Origin of the sequence: Sphaerimonospora sp. CA-214678, assembly GCF_050942215.1 — a bacterium.
In the GTDB taxonomy this organism is placed as follows: Bacteria; Actinomycetota; Actinomycetes; order Streptosporangiales; family Streptosporangiaceae; genus Sphaerimonospora.
Window position 1 is genome coordinate 3,141,528 of the sequence record NZ_CP192056.1, and the last position, 19,989, is coordinate 3,161,516.

Annotated in this window: 18 protein-coding genes; 4 read left to right on the top strand and 14 right to left on the bottom strand. The window is 72.4% G+C overall.

The features are described 5' to 3' along the window. Positions 1-2: 2 nt before the first annotated feature. The 12 genes from ACQP1K_RS14245 to ACQP1K_RS14300 all read right to left on the bottom strand — a co-directional run bounded on the left by ACQP1K_RS14245 (position 3) and on the right by ACQP1K_RS14300 (position 11,611). Positions 3-944 (bottom strand): ABC transporter permease, encoded by a 942-nt coding sequence (locus ACQP1K_RS14245; RefSeq protein ID WP_433501374.1) that lies wholly within the window; start codon positions 942-944, stop codon positions 3-5. Further along, positions 941-2,005 carry an ABC transporter permease gene (locus ACQP1K_RS14250; protein WP_433501375.1) on the bottom strand — a complete coding sequence of 355 codons (1,065 nt, stop codon included), beginning with the start codon at positions 2,003-2,005 and terminating at the stop codon, positions 941-943. The genes ACQP1K_RS14245 and ACQP1K_RS14250 overlap by 4 nt, the downstream gene beginning before the upstream one ends. After that, positions 2,002-3,819, bottom strand: a complete 1,818-nt coding sequence (locus ACQP1K_RS14255; RefSeq protein WP_433501376.1) for an ABC transporter substrate-binding protein — start codon at positions 3,817-3,819, stop codon at positions 2,002-2,004. The genes ACQP1K_RS14250 and ACQP1K_RS14255 overlap by 4 nt, the downstream gene beginning before the upstream one ends. A 95-nt stretch (positions 3,820-3,914) precedes the next feature. Further along, complete coding sequence (locus ACQP1K_RS14260; RefSeq protein ID WP_433501377.1) at positions 3,915-4,217, bottom strand: hypothetical protein; 303 nt, start codon at positions 4,215-4,217, stop codon at positions 3,915-3,917. Continuing rightward, a complete protein-coding gene (gene nagZ, locus ACQP1K_RS14265; protein WP_433501378.1) occupies positions 4,214-5,770 on the bottom strand; it encodes a beta-N-acetylhexosaminidase in 1,557 nt (518 codons plus the stop codon). Before nagZ ends, ACQP1K_RS14260 begins: the two co-directional genes overlap by 4 nt. 8 nt (positions 5,771-5,778) lie before the next feature. Continuing rightward, positions 5,779-6,816 carry an N-acetylglucosamine kinase gene (locus ACQP1K_RS14270; RefSeq protein ID WP_433501379.1) on the bottom strand — a complete coding sequence of 346 codons (1,038 nt, stop codon included), beginning with the start codon at positions 6,814-6,816 and terminating at the stop codon, positions 5,779-5,781. 94 nt (positions 6,817-6,910) lie between these two features. Continuing rightward, complete coding sequence (locus ACQP1K_RS14275; protein ID WP_433501380.1) at positions 6,911-7,135, bottom strand: hypothetical protein; 225 nt, start codon at positions 7,133-7,135, stop codon at positions 6,911-6,913. 186 nt (positions 7,136-7,321) lie between these two features. Beyond that, on the bottom strand, positions 7,322-8,056 hold the full coding sequence (locus ACQP1K_RS14280; protein WP_433501381.1) for a YcnI family copper-binding membrane protein: 735 nt from the start codon (positions 8,054-8,056) through the stop codon (positions 7,322-7,324). A 32-nt stretch (positions 8,057-8,088) separates the two neighbouring features. Continuing rightward, positions 8,089-8,694: an MFS transporter gene (locus tag ACQP1K_RS14285; protein WP_433501382.1), complete on the bottom strand. Its 606-nt coding sequence runs from the start codon at positions 8,692-8,694 to the stop codon at positions 8,089-8,091. Positions 8,695-8,801: 107 nt separating this feature from the next. Beyond that, the gene (locus ACQP1K_RS14290; RefSeq protein WP_433501383.1) at positions 8,802-10,517 is read right to left on the bottom strand and encodes a DEAD/DEAH box helicase; all 1,716 of its coding nucleotides are present in this window, start codon (positions 10,515-10,517) and stop codon (positions 8,802-8,804) included. A 165-nt stretch (positions 10,518-10,682) separates the two neighbouring features. After that, positions 10,683-10,805, bottom strand: coding sequence for a hypothetical protein (locus tag ACQP1K_RS14295; protein ID WP_433501384.1), 123 nt, complete (start codon positions 10,803-10,805; stop codon positions 10,683-10,685). A gap of 32 nt (positions 10,806-10,837) precedes the next feature. Then, positions 10,838-11,611, bottom strand: a complete 774-nt coding sequence (locus tag ACQP1K_RS14300) for an alpha/beta hydrolase (protein WP_433501385.1) — start codon at positions 11,609-11,611, stop codon at positions 10,838-10,840. Positions 11,612-12,045: 434 nt separating this feature from the next. Between ACQP1K_RS14300 and ACQP1K_RS14305 the strand changes: the two genes are divergently transcribed. Both ACQP1K_RS14305 and ACQP1K_RS14310 read left to right on the top strand, forming a co-directional pair. After that, a complete protein-coding gene (locus ACQP1K_RS14305; protein WP_433501386.1) occupies positions 12,046-13,434 on the top strand; it encodes a sensor histidine kinase in 1,389 nt (462 codons plus the stop codon). 216 nt (positions 13,435-13,650) lie between these two features. Then, positions 13,651-14,349 (top strand): methyltransferase domain-containing protein, encoded by a 699-nt coding sequence (locus ACQP1K_RS14310; protein ID WP_433501387.1) that lies wholly within the window; start codon positions 13,651-13,653, stop codon positions 14,347-14,349. A gap of 88 nt (positions 14,350-14,437) precedes the next feature. On the opposite strand, the gene ACQP1K_RS14315 is transcribed toward ACQP1K_RS14310, so the two are convergent. Next, the gene (locus tag ACQP1K_RS14315; RefSeq protein WP_433501388.1) at positions 14,438-15,328 is read right to left on the bottom strand and encodes a universal stress protein; all 891 of its coding nucleotides are present in this window, start codon (positions 15,326-15,328) and stop codon (positions 14,438-14,440) included. A 271-nt stretch (positions 15,329-15,599) separates the two neighbouring features. Here ACQP1K_RS14315 and ACQP1K_RS14320 point away from each other — a divergent pair, with 271 nt between their 5' ends. Further along, a complete protein-coding gene (locus tag ACQP1K_RS14320) occupies positions 15,600-16,307 on the top strand; it encodes a CBS domain-containing protein (RefSeq protein ID WP_433501389.1) in 708 nt (235 codons plus the stop codon). Between the two features lie 168 nt (positions 16,308-16,475). Here ACQP1K_RS14320 and ACQP1K_RS14325 read toward each other — a convergent pair whose 3' ends face one another. Next, the gene (locus ACQP1K_RS14325) at positions 16,476-19,157 is read right to left on the bottom strand and encodes a cation-translocating P-type ATPase (protein WP_433501390.1); all 2,682 of its coding nucleotides are present in this window, start codon (positions 19,155-19,157) and stop codon (positions 16,476-16,478) included. 110 nt (positions 19,158-19,267) lie between these two features. On the opposite strand from ACQP1K_RS14325, the gene ACQP1K_RS14330 reads away from it, so the two are divergent. Next, on the top strand, positions 19,268-19,909 hold the full coding sequence (locus tag ACQP1K_RS14330; protein ID WP_433501391.1) for a response regulator: 642 nt from the start codon (positions 19,268-19,270) through the stop codon (positions 19,907-19,909). Positions 19,910-19,989: the final 80 nt, after the last annotated feature.

The following is a 19,989-nucleotide window of genomic DNA, read 5'->3' on the forward strand; positions in this document are numbered from 1 at the left end:
GGCTACTCCTCCCGCAGGCGGGGGTTGAAGATCTCGTCCATGGCGTCGACGATGAGCACGATGCCCAGCGTCAGCAGCAGGATCGCGAGCAGCGGAGCCATCAGGTACGGCAGCGCCGCCGGGGTGGTGAGCGCCCCGCCGTTGAACACGGCCAGGTTCAGCATCACGCCCCAGTTGCTGGACTCGAACGGCAGGACGCCGAGGAAGAACAGGCCGACCTGGGCGTAGACGGCCCCGGTGACGGCGATCAGCATGTTCATCGCGATGTAGGGGGCCATGCTGGGCAGCAGTTCCCTGCCGATGATGTGGGTCGTGGGCAGGCCGAGCCCGCGCGCCGCCTCGATGAACCCGCGCTCGCGCAGCGACAGGGTCTGGGACCGTACGGCTCTGGCCACCCCGCCCCAGCCCAGCAGACCGAGCACCAGGCCCATCTCCAGCGGGCTCTCGAACTTCCACACGGTGGACAGCACGAGCAGCAGCGGCAGGCCGGGGATCGCCAGGTTGACGTCGGTGATCCGCATGAGCACGCTGTCCCAGCGGCCGCGCCGGAAGCCGGCGAACAGGCCGATGAGCGTGCCGAGCGCGACCGTGATGACCGCGGTCGCGAGGCCGGTGAGCAGCACGTAGCGTGCCCCGGTGACGACCAGCGCGAGCACGTCCGTGCCCTCGAAGTCGGTGCCGAACGGGTGCCGCAGGCTGGGCGGGGCGTAGAGGGCCTCGTCGTCCCTGGGCAGGTGCTCGGGGTAGATCAGCGGCCCGGCCACGCCCATCACGGCGAAGCCGGCCACGATGACGACCCCCAGCATGCGGCTCGGCTTGCGGCGCAGCACCCGCCACACCCCGCGCCAGAAGTTGCGGCGGAGCGTCGCCCGGGTCACACCGGGCGGGCCGCCGGGGGCCGGCTGGAGGCCGGCCGCCTCCTGGGGGTTGATCATGATGCTCATGCCGACCCTCCGCTCCTGACCCGGGGGTCGATGGCCGTGTAGAGCAGGTCGGCGACGATGTTGGCGACGACGATGCCGATCGTGATCACCAGGAACGTGCCGCCCATCAGCGCGTAGTCACGGCTGCTGATGCTGCCCACCAGCAGCAGCCCGAGCCCGGGGTAGTTGAAGATCTGCTCGATGAAGATCGATCCGCCGAACAGCATGCCGATCGACAGGGCGAGGATCGTGAACAGCGGGAGGATCGCGTTGCGCGCGATGTAGCGGAACACGATCCCGCGCTTGAGCCCGCGAAGCTCGGCGGCGAGGATGAAGTCGTCGCCGAGCACGGCGACCACGTTCGACTTCATCGCGAGGATCCAGCCGCCGTAGCTGGCCAGCGTGTACGTCACGACCGGCAGCACGGCGTGGTGTGCCAGCGAGCCGAGATATCCGGGGTTGAACCCGGGCACGTGCTCGACGTCGACCGGGCCGCCCGACGGCATGATCGGCCACAGCGTCGCGAAGATCGCGGTGAGCAGCAGACCGATGACGTACACCGGAACGCCGTGCAGCAGCGAACCCGACAGCGCGAGCACGTCGCCGAGCCGGCCCGACCGCTTGATCGCCGCGTAGACGCCCATGATGACGCCGAGCAGGAAGCTCAGCAGCGTGCCGGCCAGCACCGGCAGCACGGTCCACCGGGCCGCCGAGCCGATCAGCGTGGTCACCTCGACGCCCGGCGTGCTGAGCGAGCGGCCGAGGTCGAAGTGGAGCAGCGAGTTCATGTACCCCAGGTACTGCTCCCACAGGCTGCCCGTGGGCAGGAAGCCGTACAGCACGGCCGTGGCCCGCTCGGCCTGCTCGGGCGACATGCCCTTCTGGATCAGGCTCTCGTACTGACCGCGCACCGGGTCTCCGGGGATCTCCCGGATGATGACGAAGCTGATGGTGGCGACGACCCAGATCATGACCAGGCCGCGTACGACGTGACCCGTCACGCGCCGGGCGACCGCCTTCGGCGACGCCGACGAGGTCGGCGATGTCTTCGACCGGGCGCGTACCCGGAGCGTTGCCGTCATGCCTGCCTCTTCTTGATCATTCCGAGCTGCATCCACACGCCCGACGACAGCCGCAGCGCGTCGTGGTCGTCCGGCGGGAAGGCCGTGTACCGGGAGGTGTTGGCGAACTGGGTGTTGACGTAGTCCCAGAGCTGGATGACCGGCAGCTGCTCGTTGGTCAGCCGGGCGAGGACCCCGACGATGCGCTTGCGCTCCTCCGGGCCGGTGTAGCTGAGTTCGCTGGTCAGCTCGCCCGGGTTCACCGTGCCGTCGGCTCCCGCGTCGACGGTCTCCGGGCCGCCCATCCAGTTGCCCTGGGTGCCCGGCGGCACGTGCGACAGCCGGCCGCCGAACATCTGCCAGCCGTTCGCCTGGCCGTACAACCGCTGGAAGATGTTGTACGGCGACGGCCCCAGCCCGATCAGCCAGAACGCGACGTCGTACTTGCCGTCCGCCAGTTCTCCAAGATAGAGGGTGTAGTCGGCCGCGGTGACCACGGTCGCGTCGACGCCGTGGTCGCCGAGCTGGCTGCTGATCGACTTGGCGGCCGCCACCCAGTCGGAGAACGAGGCGGGAACGTGGATCCGCACCTTCCACGGCTTGCCGCCGGGCAGGGCCCACCGGCCGTCCCGCTTGGTCATCCCGGCGGCACGCAGCTCGGCCTCGGCCTTGGCCGCGTCCACGCGGTAGGGGTCGAGCCGGTCGAACCCGTCGTCCAGCCAGGCCCTGGCGGCCTTGGCGTGGATGCCCGAGGTGGTCACGGCGGGCGTGCCGCCCTCGGGGGAGGCGATCTTCGTGACCTGGGCGCGGTCGATCAGATAGGCCAGCGCCCGCCGCACGTGCACGTTGTCGTACGGCTTGTGCGACTGGTTGAACGCCAGTGAGGTGGCCACGGGCGAGTAGCCCTTGATCACCTTGCTGCCGCCGGCCGCGCGGATGCGCTCCATCACGGCGGAGGGCACCGACGTAAACGGGGCGTTGTCGAGCTTGCCGGCGATCAGGTAGTTCCAGATCTGCTCGTTGCCGGTGTAGTTGAGTACCTTCACCTTGTCCGGCACGATCGCGCCGCTGTCGTAGAAGTAGGGGTTGCGCTTCAGCAGCGCGGCGCCGGGGTTCACCCGCTCCAGCACGAACGGCCCGGCGGACACGTCACGCCCGGGGGAGAAGGCGATGACCTTCTCGGCGAGCCCGGTGATCTCGGCCTTGGCCTTCTCGGCCGCCGGGCCCTCGCCGTCCTGGGCGACCTTCAGGGTCTGCCAGAAGCCGTCGGGCAGCAGCCCGCCGAAGACGTGGGCGGGCACGACGACGGTCGACAGCAGGTTGCTGAGGAACATCCCGCTGCGGTTCGCCCCCTGGGTGATCTCGATGGTCTTCGCGTCGACGATCTGGATGTCGGCCGCGGCGCCGGCGGCCCTGGGGTCGAGCGCGTAGGCCGTGCCGCCCTGCGTGTAGGCCAGTCCGATCGAGACTCGGACGTCCTCGCTGGTCACCGGCTTGCCGTCGGACCATTTGGCGTCCGGCTGCAGGTGGATGACGACCTCCGACTGGTCGGGCGTCGTGGTCCAGTCGGCGGCCAGTCCGGGGTAGAACCGGTTGGGATCGACCGGGTCGTTCTTCGGCCAGGCGAGCGCCATCCCGTTGTAGCCGGCGAAGACCGACCCCACGGGGTTGAACGGATTGATCGGCGCGCTGGCGTTGATCTGCTTGCTGCCGTCGATCGTGGTGTAGACACCGCCACCCGCCGTCTGGGCGGCCTCCGTGGTCCCGGTCGTGCCGCAGGCGGTGGTGGCGGCGAAGGTCGTCGCCAGAGCCACGATCGCTGCGAGTCGCTTCATGGGCTGCTCCTGGTTCCCGATTGCCTGGACGATACGGGCGCTCCAGCGGCGGCGTCAATTTTTTCCGCCCATGCAGCAAGGTGCGGAGTTATTTTTTACCAAGCCTGCTTTACCTGGGAATACGTCCCGCGAGATCGTCCACGTTGATCGTTGAGGAACCGATAGAGCACCGCCCTCGTCGCCCGCAGCGCCCCGTCCGACGTCTCGGAAGCACGCTGGGCGACGCCCACGACGACGCGGCCGACGATCAGCGGCCGGCTGATGCGGCTCGCCGGCGCCCCCGGCCGGAAGGCCGTCTCCCGGCCCGCCGGGACGAGCACGTGATCGGCGGTGGCCGCGGGCCGCCGGTGATCGCCGCGTACGGCTCTGTGCGGGGCGGATTCGGGGGGACCGGTCACGAGGCCGGTGCGCCGCCGGTCAGCCGGCGGGCGGCGGCGCGCATGGAGGCGGCCGAGTCGCCGTGCGTGGCGAGGTAGACCGCCCCGGCGGGCGGGCCGGGCACCCCGGTCTCCACCACCACCGTGTCCGGGCGGGCCCGTACGGCCTCCGCGATCAGGCGGCGCATCCAGGCGTGCCGCACCGCGTCGTGGACGGCGAGCACGACCGGCCGCCCCGCCGCGAGGTCGGGCAGGCCGTCCCCCTCGCCGATCTCGGCCCGCAGCGTCCCCGGGAGGATCTCGGCGATCGCCGCGGCCAGGCCCGCCCTGCGGGATCCCACGGTAGGCCCGACCGCCTCGGTCAGCCGGGCCGACACCTGGACGACCAGCGGCGCCGTACGCACCACCGGCCGGGCCGCCGCACCGGTCATCCGCAGCGCCGCCTCCGCCGCCGCGTCCCCCAGCCCCTCGTCGGCGTCGGCGGCGGCCGCGGCGCGGGCGTCCGCCTGGGCGGCGTGCCAGCGGGCGAGGCGGCGCACCCGGCCCGCCGCCTGTGCCAGCCGTTCCTCGGCGAGCCTGCCCTCCCGGACCGCCCCGGCGATGGCGTCGCGCAGTTCGTACACACTCTCGCCATCGGGCGAGGACCGGCCGACGCAGATCGCGTCGACTCCGGCGGCCAGGGCCCGTACGGCGATCTCGCCGGGCTCGTGGAGCGCGGCGACGGCCCGCATCTCGATCGCGTCGGTCACCAGCATGCCCTCGAAGCCGAGCTCCTCGCGCAGCAGCCCGGTCAGCACGGCGCGGCTCAGCGTGGCCGGCACCTCGTCGAGGGCGGGCACGAGCAGATGCCCGCACATGATCGCCTGGACGCCCGCCTCGATCGCGGCGCGGAACGGCGGCAGGTCACGCAGGTCGAGCACCTCGCGCGGCGCGTCGACGGTGGGCAGCTCCAGGTGGGAGTCGCTGCGGGTGGCGCCGTGGCCGGGGAAGTGCTTGGCGCAGGCCGCCACCCCGGCGCCCTGCAGCCCGTTGATCCAGGCCACGGCGTGCCGGGAGACCTCCCCGGGGTCCGCGCCGAAGGAGCGGATGCCGATGACCGGGTTGAGCCGATCGGCGTTCACGTCCACCACGGGGGCGTAGTCGAGCGTGATGCCGGCGGCGCCCACGAGCCGGCCGATCTGGCGGGCCACCCGCTCGGTCAGCCGGACGTCTCCGGCCACGCCGAGGGCGAGGTTGCCCGGCCAGGAGCTGCCGGTGCCCGCCTCCAGCCGGGTGACCGTGCCGCCCTCCTCGTCGACGGCGACGATCGCCTCGGGGTTGTCCGCGCGCAGCGCCGCGCTGAGCTCGGCCGTCTGCGCCGGATCGGCGATGTTGCGGGCGAACAGCACCACCCCGCCCAGGCCCTCGGCCAGCGCCCGGCGCAGCCAGCCGGGCGGAGCCGTGCCATCGAAGCCGGGCTGGAGCACGGTCATCGCGAGCCGGCCCAGCTCGCCCGCCGTCCGGCCGTCCGCCCGCCGCCCGGCCTTCCCTATTTGGGGCGTATGCTGCGACCTGTCCGTTTTCCGGCCACCCATCGCGCCCCCTATGAGCTGAGCCGCCGTGCGATGAGCCTGCGGTGGCCGTCCAGTGCGCGCGGATCGTCCGCGGGCAGGGCGGCCCGCAGCGCGAGGGCGGCCGCCCCGGCCGCGCCGTCGCCGGCGAGCAGCCAGCCGCCCGAGGCGGTGTCCGCACCGGCCTGCTCCCCCAGCTCGGCGCGCACCAGTCCGGCCAGTTCCGTCGGCTCGGTGAGCAGGGACCCGGCCAGCACGAGCGGGCCCGGCGCCGGGAGGCCGGTTCCGTTCGCGCCCGGCGGAGGTCCGGCGCGTACGGCACGTGCCGTACGGCACAGCAGCGCGGCGCCCTCCCGGAGGATCTCCCGCGCGGCCGGGTCCCCGTCGTCGGCGGCGGCGTCGGCCACCGGCGCGAGCGTGGCGAGCCAGGCAGGACCGGCCTCGGCGACACGGGCGTAGACGGCCGTGACGATCGCCCGGGCGAGCTCGGCGGAGTCCCGCCGGTCCCCGCCCTCAGGGCCGGCGCCGAGGACAGCGGCCGCGACGCCGTCGACCAGCGCGGTGGGCGCGGCGCGGCCGTCGAGGGCGGTCAGCGCCGCGGTGACGGCACGCCTGCCGAGCCACACCCCCGAGCCCTCGTCGCCCAGCAGCCAGCCCCAGCCGTCGGCGCGGCGTACGACCCGCCGGTCATGGACGCGGGCGCCGACCGCGCCGGTGCCCGCCACCAGGACGGCCCCGTCCGGCCGCGTGGTCGCACTCGCGAACGCGACGAGCATGTCCGGGACCACGAGGGGACGGCCGGGCAGCCCGGCCTCCTTCCAGGCGCGTTCCGCCAGCCCGCCCATGGCCTCGGCGCCGGCCAGGCCGAAGACTCCCCCGGCCACGTGCGAGTGGTCGAGGCCGTCCAGCGCGGCGAGCAGCGCGGCCAGCAGGTTGGCGGCCGGATCGGCGACGGAGACCGCGTTCGCGCCTCCGGCGCGGCCACGTCCGGCGATCTCCCCACTCCGGCGGGCGGCGACACACCGCGTGCTGGTGCCACCGCCATCCACTCCGACGAACAGAGCCCCCACGGTCGCCCCTCGCACTCTCCGTAGATATCCTCCGACAACATATAAGCGAGTGGAGAATTTCTACAACGCTTCCCGGCGGGCCGCCCAGGCGGAGCTATTTCCTGCTCTCGGCCAGATCGACGATCGCGGTGGCGGCGCGGAAGAACTTGTTGCGGCCCATGTCCCCCACCGTCTTGATGTTGAAGGCCTTCTTGAGCATCTCGGCGTCGCTTTCCGACACACCCGCCAGGGCCTGGACCGGCGCCTTGACGAGATCCTCGAGGTTCACGTCCTCGTAGTCGCGGTCGAGCAGCTTGCTGAGGTCAGCGTTGACGGCCATGAGTCCCCCGCTCAGGAGTCATCGGACGGACAGAACGCCCATACACGTGAAAAATGCCCTCCCCGCCCCGACCCATCCCCGTGATCTTGCAGTTTCTCGCACATCCGGGTCGCGACGACGAAGGCGGGCCGCACGGCACGGTGCCGTACGACCCGCCCACTCTCCTCAGCAGGACCGGACCAGGGGCTACTGGCTCCGGGAACGGCGCAGACCGGCGACGCCGACGGCGGCTCCGGCCACGCCCACAGCGATGCCGATCCCGGCCAGCAGCCGGGCGGTGCCGTCGGATGTGTCCGCGGCGGCGGAGGGCCCGGCGTCGGCGGCGACCGGGGCGACGGACGGCGACGAGCTCGCGGCGCCGTGGCCGCCCTCGCCGTCGGCCGGCGCGGTCAGCTTGAGGACGGGGACCGGGTGGTCCGCCTCCGAGCCGTCGTCCTTGGCCACGTCGGCCCACTTGACGACCTCGCCGCTGGTGTAGGTCTGAGCCGTCGGGAACCGCAGCTGGTCGACGGACTTCGGCAGCGGGCCGAGCGACGCCTCGAACTCCTGGAACTCCCCGGGGTTGATCTTCCCGCCGGACCAGGTGATCTTCAAAACCGCCTCGGTGACCTTGTCGCCGTCGTCGTTCACGACGGGGGCGGGCAGCTCGCCCCTCGTCACCTTCACGTCCCAGCCCTGGACCGGCTTGACCGAGACGAACGGCAGCGGATGGTCGGTGGGGAACTCGACCTCGATCTTGCTGGTCGAGGCGTTGTCACGCTCGTTCGGCACCCGGAAAGCGATCTTCGTCCAGCCGCCCTGCGTCGCCGTTCCCGGCTGGATGGTCACGTGCGCCGAAGCGGGGAAGGCGAGACCGAGGGCGAGTGCCAGAGCGCCGGCGCCGACGATCGCGACACGGCGTGTCACAGCGGTGAATGCCATGAAAGTTTCTCCAGTCGTATGGGGGATATGGGCTACGAAAGGAGGGGCGCGGGCGGCCCGCGCCGGATCACGGCGTACCGGAGGAGCACCTCGCACCCGGGCCGGACCGGCTCCGGTTCACGCGAAAGCGGGCGCGGCGCGAGACCGTCCCCGGCCCCGGGCCGGCCGAGCATCGGCCGGAGCCACCTGACCGCGCGCACGCCGATCCGGTGCAGGATCGACCACACCAGAGCCTCGCCGCGCGACAGCCACCAGCCCGTGATCAGCGCCGCCGTCAGGTGGGCGACCAGCATCCCCGCGCGCACGCACAGCGACTCGTCGTACTCGTATGACACCAGCTCATGGGCCGGGTCGTGGCCTACCGGAGGGCGTGGCACGACATCGGGCCGCACGGCCGGGCCGAGCATCTGGTGCAGGAGCACCTGGGCGGCGAGGACCAGCCCGATGATGGTCGCCGGCGAACGTTGCCTGCCCGCCAGAGCGGTGGCCGCCGCCATGACGGCCAGCCAGCCCACCAGGAGGACCCGGGGGGTGGGGCCGGCTCCCCCGGCGAACCAGTGCGCGCCTAGGGCGAGCAGCACGCAGACGGCGGAGAAGGCGGCCGACCGCGCGATACGCAGGGAGACGTTGGCGGGCATGACGGGGAAATTGTTCCACACGAGCCGACCGGTGGCGGCGGCGGAACCGCGGTCGCCCGCGATCGGGGACGACTCAGCGGAACCGCGGCCGCGCGATCGGTGACGGCTCAGCGGTGCCCGGAGAACTCGTCGCGGTCCCGGCGGACCGGCGGCTTCTTCCCCTTTATGGTGGTCTTGCGCAGCGCGTTGATCACCTCGTGCGCGGCCGACTCGGGGATCTCCACGAGGGAGAACCGGTCGGCGATCTCGATCGCTCCGATCTCACGGCCGCTGACCCGGGTCTCCCCGGTGATGGCCCCGACCAGGTCACGCGGACGGACCCCGACGCTGCGCCCGGCGCCGACGAAGATCCGGGTCATCCCGCCGGCCGGGCCGCGGCCGCGGCGATCCTCTCGCCCGTGGCCGCCGTCGCGACGACCACGCTCCGGCCGGGACGCCCTCGGGGCGACCTCCGGGATCTCCTCCTCGTCGGCGGCGGCTCCGGTGGACTCGTGGGCGAGTTTGACCGCCGCGAGCGCGATGTCCATGAGGTCGAACTCGCCGGCCAGGGTCTCGACCACGACGCGGAACCGGTCGAGGTCGACGTCCTCCACCATGCTCTCCTCCAGGGCCGACCTGGTCAGCTCCAGCCGCCTCGCCCGCAGGTCGGCGACGGTCGGCACCTTCTCGACCGTGATCCGGCTGCGGGTCACCCGCTCGATCGTCTTCAGCATCCGGTGCTCACGCGGCTCCGCCAGCGTGATGGCCACGCCCTCGCGGCCGGCCCGGCCCACCCGGCCGATCCGGTGGACGTACGCCTCCGGCGCCGACGGCACGTCGTAGTTGATGACGTGGGTGAGCTGCTCGATGTCGAGTCCGCGTGCCGCGACGTCGGTGGCGACCAGCAGGTCGGCCGTACCGGCGCGCAGCCGTCCCATCACGCGGTCGCGCTGCTCCTGCCCCATCCCGCCGTGCAGCGCCTCGGCCCGGTAGCCGCGGCCGTTCATGGTCTCGGTGAGATGATCGACCTCCTCACGCGTGCGGCAGAACACGATCGCGGCGGTCGGTGCCTCCACGTCGAGCACCCGCCCGAGCGCGGCCGGCTTGTGGGCGCGCGCGACGATGTACGCGCTCTGCCGTACCAGCGGAGCCTCGCCGGCGGGCCGCTCGCGCTCGATCTTGATCCGGACCGGATCGCGCAGGTGACTGCGGGCCATCCCGTTGATGCGCGGCGGCATGGTGGCCGAGAAGAGCACGGTCTGCCGCTCCTCCGGGACGTCCTGGAGGATCGCGTCGATGTCCTCGGCGAACCCCATGTCGAGCATCTCGTCGGCCTCGTCGAGCACGATCATCTTCAGCCCGTCCAGGGCGAGCGTGCCCCGGCCGATGTGATCGAGCGCACGTCCCGGCGTGGCGACCACCACGTCGACCCCGCGTTCGAGCTCGCGCAACTGCCGTCCGATCGGCTGCCCGCCGTAGATGGGCAGGACCCGCGCGCCGAGATCGCGGCCGTAGCGGTGCATCGCCTCGGAGACCTGCACGGCGAGCTCGCGCGTGGGCAGGAGAACGAGCGCCATCGGCTTGCCGCCGCCGCCCCCGCTCTCAAGCTCCCGCGCCCGCTGGTCGTGCATCCGCTGCAGCACGGGAAGCGCGAACGCGGCCGTCTTGCCGGTCCCCGTCGCGGCCTGTCCCAGCAGGTCCCGCCCCTCCATCAGCGGCGGGATGGCCTCCCGCTGGATGGGGGTGGGCTCCTCGTATCCCAGGTCGGCCAGGGCCTTGAGCAGTTCGGGAAGCAGCTTGAGATCGGCGAAACCCGATCCGTCGTCGATCATGTTCTCGACCATCTCAGGCTCCTCCGGGACAGACACACGCGGTACACATCGGAAACTATGATCCCCTAATCCCGGAGTTCGCTGGTCAGTGGGCGTCTCATTCGCCCGGTCCCGCCCGTTGTCCTCACCATTGTAGATTCCGGGCAAAACCCCCATCCTGTACCGTCAAGCAGTGGATCAGCAGTCGCTGCGGCGGGCCCGCGTCTGCATCTCGGTCACGTTCGCGCTCCACGGCGCTGTGATGGGCAGCTTCGCCACCCGCATCCCCTGGCCGGTCTCCTTCGCCCTCGTCACCGCCATGCCGGCCGCGGTCCTGCTGGGTGCCGGCGTGCTCAGAAACCGGACCGGGGGGACTGGGCGGACTGGGGAGACTGGGCGGACGGGGCGGACTGGGGCCCGGCCGGCCGTTCATCGCCGCACCACCATCGCACCGCCGCGGCGGCGATCCTGGCCGGCACCTCGTGCCCGCCGGCGAATTCCTTGTAGGTGACCGCGTAATCGTTTTGGCGCAGCCCGCAGACGAGGCGCCTGCTGCAGACGTCGATCGGCAGCACCCGGTCGGACATGCCGTGCGAGATGAACACCCTCGGGCGGCCGTGGCGGACCATGGGCGCCATGAAACCCGGCGAGAAGGCGAGCACGGTGCGGAACAGGTCTCCGTTGGACACCCCCAGGGAAAGGGCGTAGGACGCGCCGTCGGAGAACCCGGCGACGGCGACCGCTTCCGCGTCGACCGTCGTCCTGGCGAACACCTCGTGCAGCACGGTGTCGATCCGCGCCACGTCCGGTCCGTATCCGCCCACGATCACGTCCCAGGTCGTGGAGATCGCCTGCGGGGCGAGGATCAGCACGCCGAGACCGGCCGCCTGGTCGGCCAGCCAGCGCAGCGCCTGCTGTGCCGTGCCACCGGCCCCGTGCAGGACCACGGCCAGCCGGGCCGGTCCGTCCGGCAGGTCACGTGGCACGTGCAGCAGCGCCTGCCCGTCCAGCCGGTGCAGGCCCGGCTCGGCGGTGGTACGGCTCATCGCGGGGCGGGCGGCGAGCCGGCCGTGCCGGGCGCCCTCGTCCGGAAGCGGATGGGGAGCGGCCCTCTCCAGCACGGACACGCCGACCACCTCCCGGTTCCGGACACTCCTTGTGTCCCTTCCCCCGGAAGCGGGGTTTTTCCCGGCGGACCGGATGCCCATCCCACCCCTTTGGCATTTCCGTACGCCCACCCGGGACCGGTGAGATCCGCCGGCACTCATGGTGACGTGGTTCCGTCCCGACAAACGTGTGACCAGCGGAAACCGCGCTTTCTTGACCGAGTCGGCCGATCTCCGGGCGATTCATGTCAAGCGCCGGTAATACCGATGCAATGATTCGGCGTCCTTCCCTCTCCCCCACGCATAACCGGTATTGATAACGCCATATATGAGGTTGGAGCTAATAGGTTCTCCCAGAGGAGACGCCATATAGACGCCCCGGAAAGGACGGACCCGTGACAGGCGGACGCCTTCTCCCCCGCCCTCGGTCGATTCGGGCACGCTACACGCTCACCGTGGCGCTTCTGTCCCTGATCGTCCTGACAGCGATCGGGGCGAGCCTCGACTTCGCGATCAGGAACGCGGTCGAGGCCCGGCTGTTCCAGGCGACCCAGCGCACCGCCGTCGACTGGATCGTCTCGATGACCTCGGAACGCGCGCCGCTGACCCCCGCTCTCCCGCGCCGGGCCGACCTGCTGCAGGTGACGGACTCCCGGGGCCGGGTGGTGGCCGCCCCTCCTGAGGGCACACCGCCGGTGCGCACGACCCCGTTGGGAACCGCCGAGCGCGTACGGAACCGCACCGAGTGCGGCCCCGGCGGCGATCGGTGCTTCCTGGTCACCGCCATCCGGATCCCTCCTCAGCTCAACCACCTGTTCGGACCGGACGAGATCGACCACGTCCACTACATCCACGTGGGGAAGACGCGGCCCGCCCTCCTGGCGGCGTACCGGCTGGAGCTGCTCACCGGCGCCGGGGTCCTCGCCGCGGCCGCTCTCGCGGCCTGGGCGACCTGGGCGGGGGTGGGCCGCACGCTGCGTCCCATGGCCGCGATCCGCGCACGGGCCTCCCAGATCACCGCGGGCGACCTCAGCCTCCGGGTGCCCGAACCCGCCAGAGACGACGAGATCGCGCAGCTCGCCCGTACCGCCAACCGGACCTTCGCCGAGATCGAGGAGACCGTGGGCTGTCAGCGGCAGTTCGCCCAGATCGTGTCGCACGAGCTCAGATCTCCGGTCACCGCTCTGCGCGTGCGGCTGGAGGAGGCGCTGATGTACCCCGACGAGGTGGACCTCCGCGACGCCATACGCAAGGCGCTGGCCACCACGGAACGGCTGCAGTCGATCATCGACGCGGTGCTGACGTACGCCCGGGTCAAGCGCGAGGTGCCCACCTCAGAACCGGTCGATCTGGTCGCGCTCGTCCGGGAGGAGACGAGCTCCCGGACGTACGGTTCGCCGGTGCGGGTGCCGGTGCGGGTATTCGCCTCGGGTGAGCCGAAGGTCCTCGGCAACAGGTCGCAACTGGCCGGCGTCCTCGGCAACCTCATCGCCAACGCACAGCGGCACGCGGAAACGGCCGTGGAGATCAGCGTGGCGAGCGGGAACGGGGAGGCGGTGGTCACGGTGTCGGACGACGGCTGCGGCGTCGCACCGCAGGACCGGGAACGGGTCTTCGAGCCCTTCGTCCGCCTCGCGGACGGACGCCGCCGTGATCCCGGAGGCAGCGGGCTCGGCCTCGCCATCTGCCGCGCGATAGTCCGGGCCCACCACGGGACCCTGCGCATCGAGGACTCGCCGCGTGGCGCCCGGTTCGCCCTCCGCCTGCCGCTGCTGAGCTCGGACCGGCCGTCGGCCGTACCGACGACCGCCATCCGCCCCGCCCCCGTGATCCCGGCGCACTGAGCGCGCCGGAGGACTCCCCTGTGCGGGTACGAACCCACCCGTGCGCGGCATGCGGCCTGATCCCCGGCGGATCACACCGGAACGAGCCACAGGACCCCGTCGTCCGGGGCAGGTGGCCGGGGACAGTGCTCACGGTCAGCGGCGGCAGCGCCGCCGGGAGGAGGAAACGATGACCGTTCCCCGCCTCGACGGGAGTCCCGTCTCCGGGAGGCCGGTGTGAGCCGGTCCCGGCGCGACCTGCTGGATCGCGATCTCGAATGCGCCGCCGCCGACCTGCTCGAACACGATCCCCGGCTCGGCGCGCTGGAGGTGTCCGTACGGTTCGACGGCGGGGTGGCCCATGTCGAGGGCTCAGCCCCGGATCCGGAGGACCTCGCCGTCCTGCGGGAGCTGCTCGGCCGGATGGGCGGCGTGCTGGCGGTGTGGGACCGGGTCCGCGTCGGCGGCGCAGCACCGAGAGTCGTGGATCTCGGCTGCGGCGGCACCAAGCAGCACGCCGACAACCTCGGCCTCGACGTGTGGCCGGGGCCCGCCGTCGACGTCGTCGCCGACCTGGTGGACGGCGTCCCGTTCCAGGACGAGTCGGTGGACCAGATCTTCGCGGTCCACGTCCTGGAGCACCTCGCCGACTATCTGCCGCTGCTCGCCGAGTGTCACCGGATTCTGCGCCCGGGCGGCGTCCTGCACGTCCTCACGCCCTGGTGGCGCCACGTCAACGCGGTGGCCGACCCCACCCATGTGCGCCTGCTCGACGTGCAGACCTTCAAGCACCTGTGCCGGCCCGACCGCGCGGGGCTGTGCTGGTATCCCCTGCTCGTCACCCGTGACGAGGCGACCGTCTTCGCCGACCTGATCCCCGTGAAGGCGGGCGTACGGCCGCCCGGCGACCGGCGGCTGGCGCGGTTCTTCGACTGACGGCACGGTTCTCCGGCTGATGCCCGGTTCTCCGGCTGATCGCGGTTCTCCGGCTGACGGCACGGGTGCCGCCCGGGACCGCGGGGCCTCAGATATCGGCCTGGGGCGTCTCCCCCTCGACGGGCGCCTTCGGCCGTACGACGGCGACCGGGCACCGGGCGTGGTGCAGCACGGCCCGGCTGACCGAGCCGAGCACGAGCGACCGTACGGCGCCGCGCCCCCTGGAGCCCACGACCAGCAGGGCGGCCTCCGCCGAGGCCTCGACGAGCGCCGTGACGGGGTGCGCGGAGACGGCGTCCAGCACGGTGTCCACGCCCGGGTACCGCTCCCGCCACGCCGCGAGCCGGTCGGCCACGAAGTCCTCCTGCACCCGCCGCGTCTCGTCCATGTCGTAGGCGAGCTCCGGGGCGTAGACGTACACCGGAATCTGCCAGGCGTACACCACCCGCAGCCGGCAGCCGCGCACCCCGGCCTCTTCGAAGGCGTAGGCCAGGGCGGCCTCGGATTCCAGCGAGCCGTCGAACCCGGCGACGATCTCCGGGTGGACCGTCGCCGCGCCGGGTCGCACCACGATCACGGGGGCCTCCACCTGACCGGCCACGTGCGTGCTGACCGAGCCGAGCAGCATCCCGGTGAAACCGCCCAGGCCGCGGCTGCCGACGACCAGTTCGACGGCGTGCTCGGCCCGCCGTCGCAGGACATGGACCGGGTCCCCCTCGGCCATTTCGACGGTGACCTCGATGTCCGGCGACCGATCCCGGGCGATCCGCTCGGCCTCGTCCAGGATCTGCCCGCCGGACCGGCTCAGGTGGTCGTGCAAATCCGGAATCGGATAGCGGGGGATGTCGTACGGCAGGCGGTCCAGGACGTGCACGATGCGCAGGGGCAGGCGCTTGCGCGCCGCGTCGTCGGCCGCCCACTCGACGGCGGCGGTCGCCGCGGGCGAGCCGTCGGTCGCGACCACGATCGGTTCTGTCATCGGAATCCTCCAGTCTCGGTGCGCGCCGGCCGGCGCCGTGCCACCCCCGCCACCCGGCGTGCGTGGCCCGGGTGAGCGCGCGCCCCCTCACGCGGACCCCTTCCCCCGGGGGCCCGGCATGCCCCGATCCCCCGGCCATTCTGGCGGGGGACCCGGTCCGCCGCCCGAAGCGAAGGCCGAAGGTCATCGCGAGGCGTGGGCCAACGCCTCTGCATCCGGCGCACGTCCCGGCCTAACGTCGAAATAGATCACATCGTGCCGGGAGGACACCATGCAAGTGAAAGTGAAGGACGTCATGACGCGTGACGTCGCCGGCGTGAACGCGGAAACCCCGTTCAAGGACATCGCCGAGCTGATGATCAAGCGCGGCGTCAGCGCCGTACCCGTCGTGGACGACCAGGGCCGGGTCTCCGGCGTGGTCTCCGAGGCCGACCTGCTGCGCAAGGAGGAGTTCCGGGAGCGGTACTACCGCGAGGGCTACCGGCCGCCGCTGCGCGCCCGCCTGCGCCACCGCCTCGACCTCCTGGGCGGCGACCCTGCCGTCAGGGCCCTCGGGGACAGCGCGGGCGAGCTCATGACCACCCCGGCCGTGACCGTCTCCTCCGACACCTCGGTGGTGTCGGCGGCCCGCCTCATGAACCGGCACGGCGTGCGGCGGCTCCCCGTCGTCGACGGGCACGGCCGCCTTGCGGGCATCGTCAGCAGGCACGACCTGTTGAAGGTGTTCGTCCGCCCCGACGAGGAGATCGCCCGCGAGATCGCCGAGGACATCGTCGAACGCAACCTGTGGACGGACACCTCCAACATCGAGGTCACCGTACGGGACGGCGTCGTCACCGTCGGCGGCACCATCCCCGAGCGGAGCAGCGCGGACATCGCCATCCGGCTCATCCGCCGGGTCAACGGCGTCGTCGACGTCGTCAACCGTCTCTGCTGGGACTGGGACGACCTGCGGCAGCAGCGGTGGGTGAGCAGCTGACCCCGCCGCCCCGCCGCCACCGATCCGGGCGGCCACGCTCTCTCCCACACCCGGGCCCGCCGGACCTGCTCCGGCGGGCCCCCACCATGTCCGGGCATCCCGTACGTCCCGGCATCCTGCTGTGCGCTGGTGCGCCGTACGCCCAGGCGTGTCGGCGGGATCGGTCGCTCAGGAGGCCCCCCGGCCGGCGGGCTCGGCGTCCCGCCCGGCCGGCGCCCGCCCGGTACGGCCGCCCGCGCCGTCCTCCGCACCCCCGCGAGCGCCGTTCTCACCGAAGCGGATCAAATCGCACACGATCACGGAGAGCACGGCGGCGCCGAGCGCCATCGCCCAGCCCACCGGCGGCAGCGGCACCAGCGCGAGCGGCGTGCCCAGCGGCGGGACCACCGTCACCAGCACCTGCAGCGCGGCGGTCGCGGTCACCGCGACGAGCACGGCACGGCCCCGCCACCAGCCGCGCTCGAAGGTCCTGCGGCGGGCCCGTACGACATAGGCCAGGGTCAGCCGGGCGAAGACCAGGGCGAGCACGGCCTGGCCGCGTACCTGCTCCTCGCTCCAGCCGAGGTGGCGTGCCGTCTCCACGGCCGCGAAGACGAGCGCGCCGACGACCAGCGCACGCAGCGCGATCCGGCTCAGGACCCGCCACGACAGCAGGCCGCCCGCCCGCGGACGCAGCGCCAGCGGATCTCCGGCCGGCCGGTCGACGCCGAGCGCGATGGCCGGGATGCCGTCCAGCACCAGGTTGATCCAGAGCAGTTGCACGGGAAGCAGCGGCACGACGAGCTCCGGCCAGGCGATCAGGCCGGTGAGGACGATGAGGATCTCCGCGAGGTTGCCGATCAGCAGATATCCGATCATCGAGGCCACGTTGTGGTGCAGCCGGCGGCCCTCGCGGACCCCGCTGACGATCGTGCCGAGCTCCCCGTTGGTGACGACGACGGCCGCCGCCTCCCGGGCCACGTCGGTGCCCTCCTCGCCGGCCATGGCCACCCCCACGTCGGCGTTGCGCAGCGCCGGCGCGTCGTTCACGCCGTCGCCGGTCATCGCCACGACCTCGCCGCCCGACCGCAGCGCACGTACCAGGTCGAGCTTGGTCGCGGGGTCGACCCGGGCCAGCACCGCCGCCTCGCGCAGCCGGGCTGCCCGCTCGGCCCGGACGTGCTCGCCGGTGCCGTTCGAACCGGCCGCGTTCGAACCGGTGCCGTTCGAGTCGCCGGAACCGCCCAGCGCGTCGAGTGCGGCGCCCGTCACCACCGGGTCGGCCTCGATACCCACCTCCTCGGCGATCGCGCGCGCGGTGTCCGCGTGGTCACCGGTCACCATGACGACCCGGATGCCGGCCGCGCGGCAGTCGGCCACCGCCTGGGGCGCCGACGGGCGGATCTCGTCGCGCAGCGCGACCAGGCCGAGCGGGCGCAGCCCGCCGGCGTCCAGATCTCCGGTGTCCTTCTCGGCGAGCGCGAGCACCCGCAGGCCCCGGTCGGCGAGACCGGACACCGCAGCCGCCAGCCGATCGGTCTCCTCTCCCGGAACGCACCGGGCGAGCACCACCTCGGGGGCGCCCTTGACCGTCAGCAGCGGCCGCGCCGTACGATCGTCTCCCGCCGCCGAGGTGACCACGGCCATGGACCTGGTCTCGGCCTCGAACGGCCGGTCGGCCAGCCGCCTCTCCCCCGGCGGGAGCCGTACACCATGGCGTTCCGCCGCGACGGCGAGGGCCACGTCGACGGCGTCGCCAAGGCCGTCACGGGCGTCGTTGCAGCGCAAGGCGGCCCGCCACAGGTCACCGCCGGGCACCGTCACCTGGTCGGCCACGGTCAGGTGGCCGGTGGTCAGCGTGCCGGTCTTGTCCGTGGCGATGACGGTGGTCGCGCCCAGTGCCTCGATGGCCGACAGCCGGCGGACGATGACGCCGAGCCTGGCCATGCGCTGTGAACCGAGCGCCAGCGCGGTGGTGACGGCAGCGGCCAGGCTCTCCGGCACGGCGGCGATGGCCAGCGCCACCCCGGCCAGGATGATGTCGAGCAGCGCGGCCTCGCCCCGCTGGACCCGGGTGAGCCCGATCAGGATCATCACGATGCCGGCGAGGACGGCGACCAGGCCGATCCGCCGCGAAACCTGTGCGAGCTCCACCGCGAGCGGGCTCTTGACGCCGCCGCCGAGCGCGGCGGCGATGCGCCCCATCTCGGTGCGGCCGCCGGTGTGGGTCACCTCGGCAACGCCCGCACCCCGGACGACCAGCGTCCCGGCGAACAGCTCGCCGTGCCGATCGGCCGGCGGGACGTTCTTCCCCGTCTCCGTCTCCCCCGTCTCCGTCTTCCCCGTCTCCGCGCCGGGCTCCTCACCCGGCGCGGTCACCCGCTTGTCCGCCGACAGCGACTCCCCCGTGAGCATGGACTCGTCCACGCCGAGCCCGCTCGCCTCCAGCAGCCGCGCGTCGGCCGGGACGCGGTCTCCGGCCGCCACCTGCATGACATCGCCGGGCACGACCTCGGCCGCGGGGATCCTGCGTACGGCGCCGTCGCGGACGACCTTGGCCATGGGGGCAGTGAGCGTGCGCAGGGCCCGTACGGCGCGGTCCGCCTTCGTCTCCTGGCTCACCCCGATGATCACATTGACCAGAAGGATGGTCACGATGGCCGCGCCCTCCGGCACCTCTCCGAGGACGACCAGGGTGACCAGCCCGGCGACCAGCAGCAGGATCGACATGGGGTCGGCGAGCTGACGTACGGCCCGGGCGAGCAGGCGGGGCGGGCGAGGCTGCGGAAACTCGTTGGGCCCGCACTCGGCCAGCCGCCGGGAAGCGGTCTCCTCCGTCAGTCCGGTCAGTGCTCGCACGGTGGCCTCCATGCCCTCAAGCAGATCATTCAGACGTCCGGACCACCCCGGGCGAAAGGCATCCCGGCCGGGGACCTTCGGCCCGTCGGCGCAGCGAGCCCGCCGCAGGTTAGCGTATGGGCATGATTCGTGTGTTCCTGGTGGACGACCACGAGGTGGTACGGCGAGGGGTCGCGGCGCTGCTCGAGGCCGAGACCGACATCGAGGTCGTCGGGGAGGCGGGCACGGCCGAGTCGGCGCTGGCCCGGATCCCCGCACTCAAACCGGACGTCGCGGTGCTCGACGTCCGCCTGCCCGACGGCAGCGGCGTGGACGTCTGCCGCGACCTGCGTTCGAAGATGCCGGAGCTGGCCTGTCTGATGCTGACGTCGTTCGCCGACGACGAGGCCCTGTTCAACGCCGTGATGGCGGGAGCCGCGGGCTATGTGCTCAAGCAGATCCACGGCTCCGACCTGGTCGGCGCGGTGCGCACGGTCGCGGCCGGCCAGTCGCTGCTCGATCCGCAGACAACGGCGACCATGCTGCAGCGGCTGCGCGACCAGGCGACCAGGAAGGACCCGCTCGCCGCGCTGTCCGATCAGGAGCGGCAGATCCTTGAGCTGATCGGCGAGGGGCTGACCAACCGCCAGATCGGCGAGCGGATGTTCCTGGCGGAGAAGACCGTCAAGAACTACGTCTCCAACCTGCTGAGCAAGCTCAACATGGAGCGCCGCACCCAGGCGGCGGCCCTCGCCGCCCGCCTCAAGGCCGACCGCGACCGTTGACCCCCCCACCCCTGGCCGTGATCTTGCGAATGCTCGCATGCGGGTGCCGTGAGCAGGCGACTTCTCGTCCGTGATCTTGC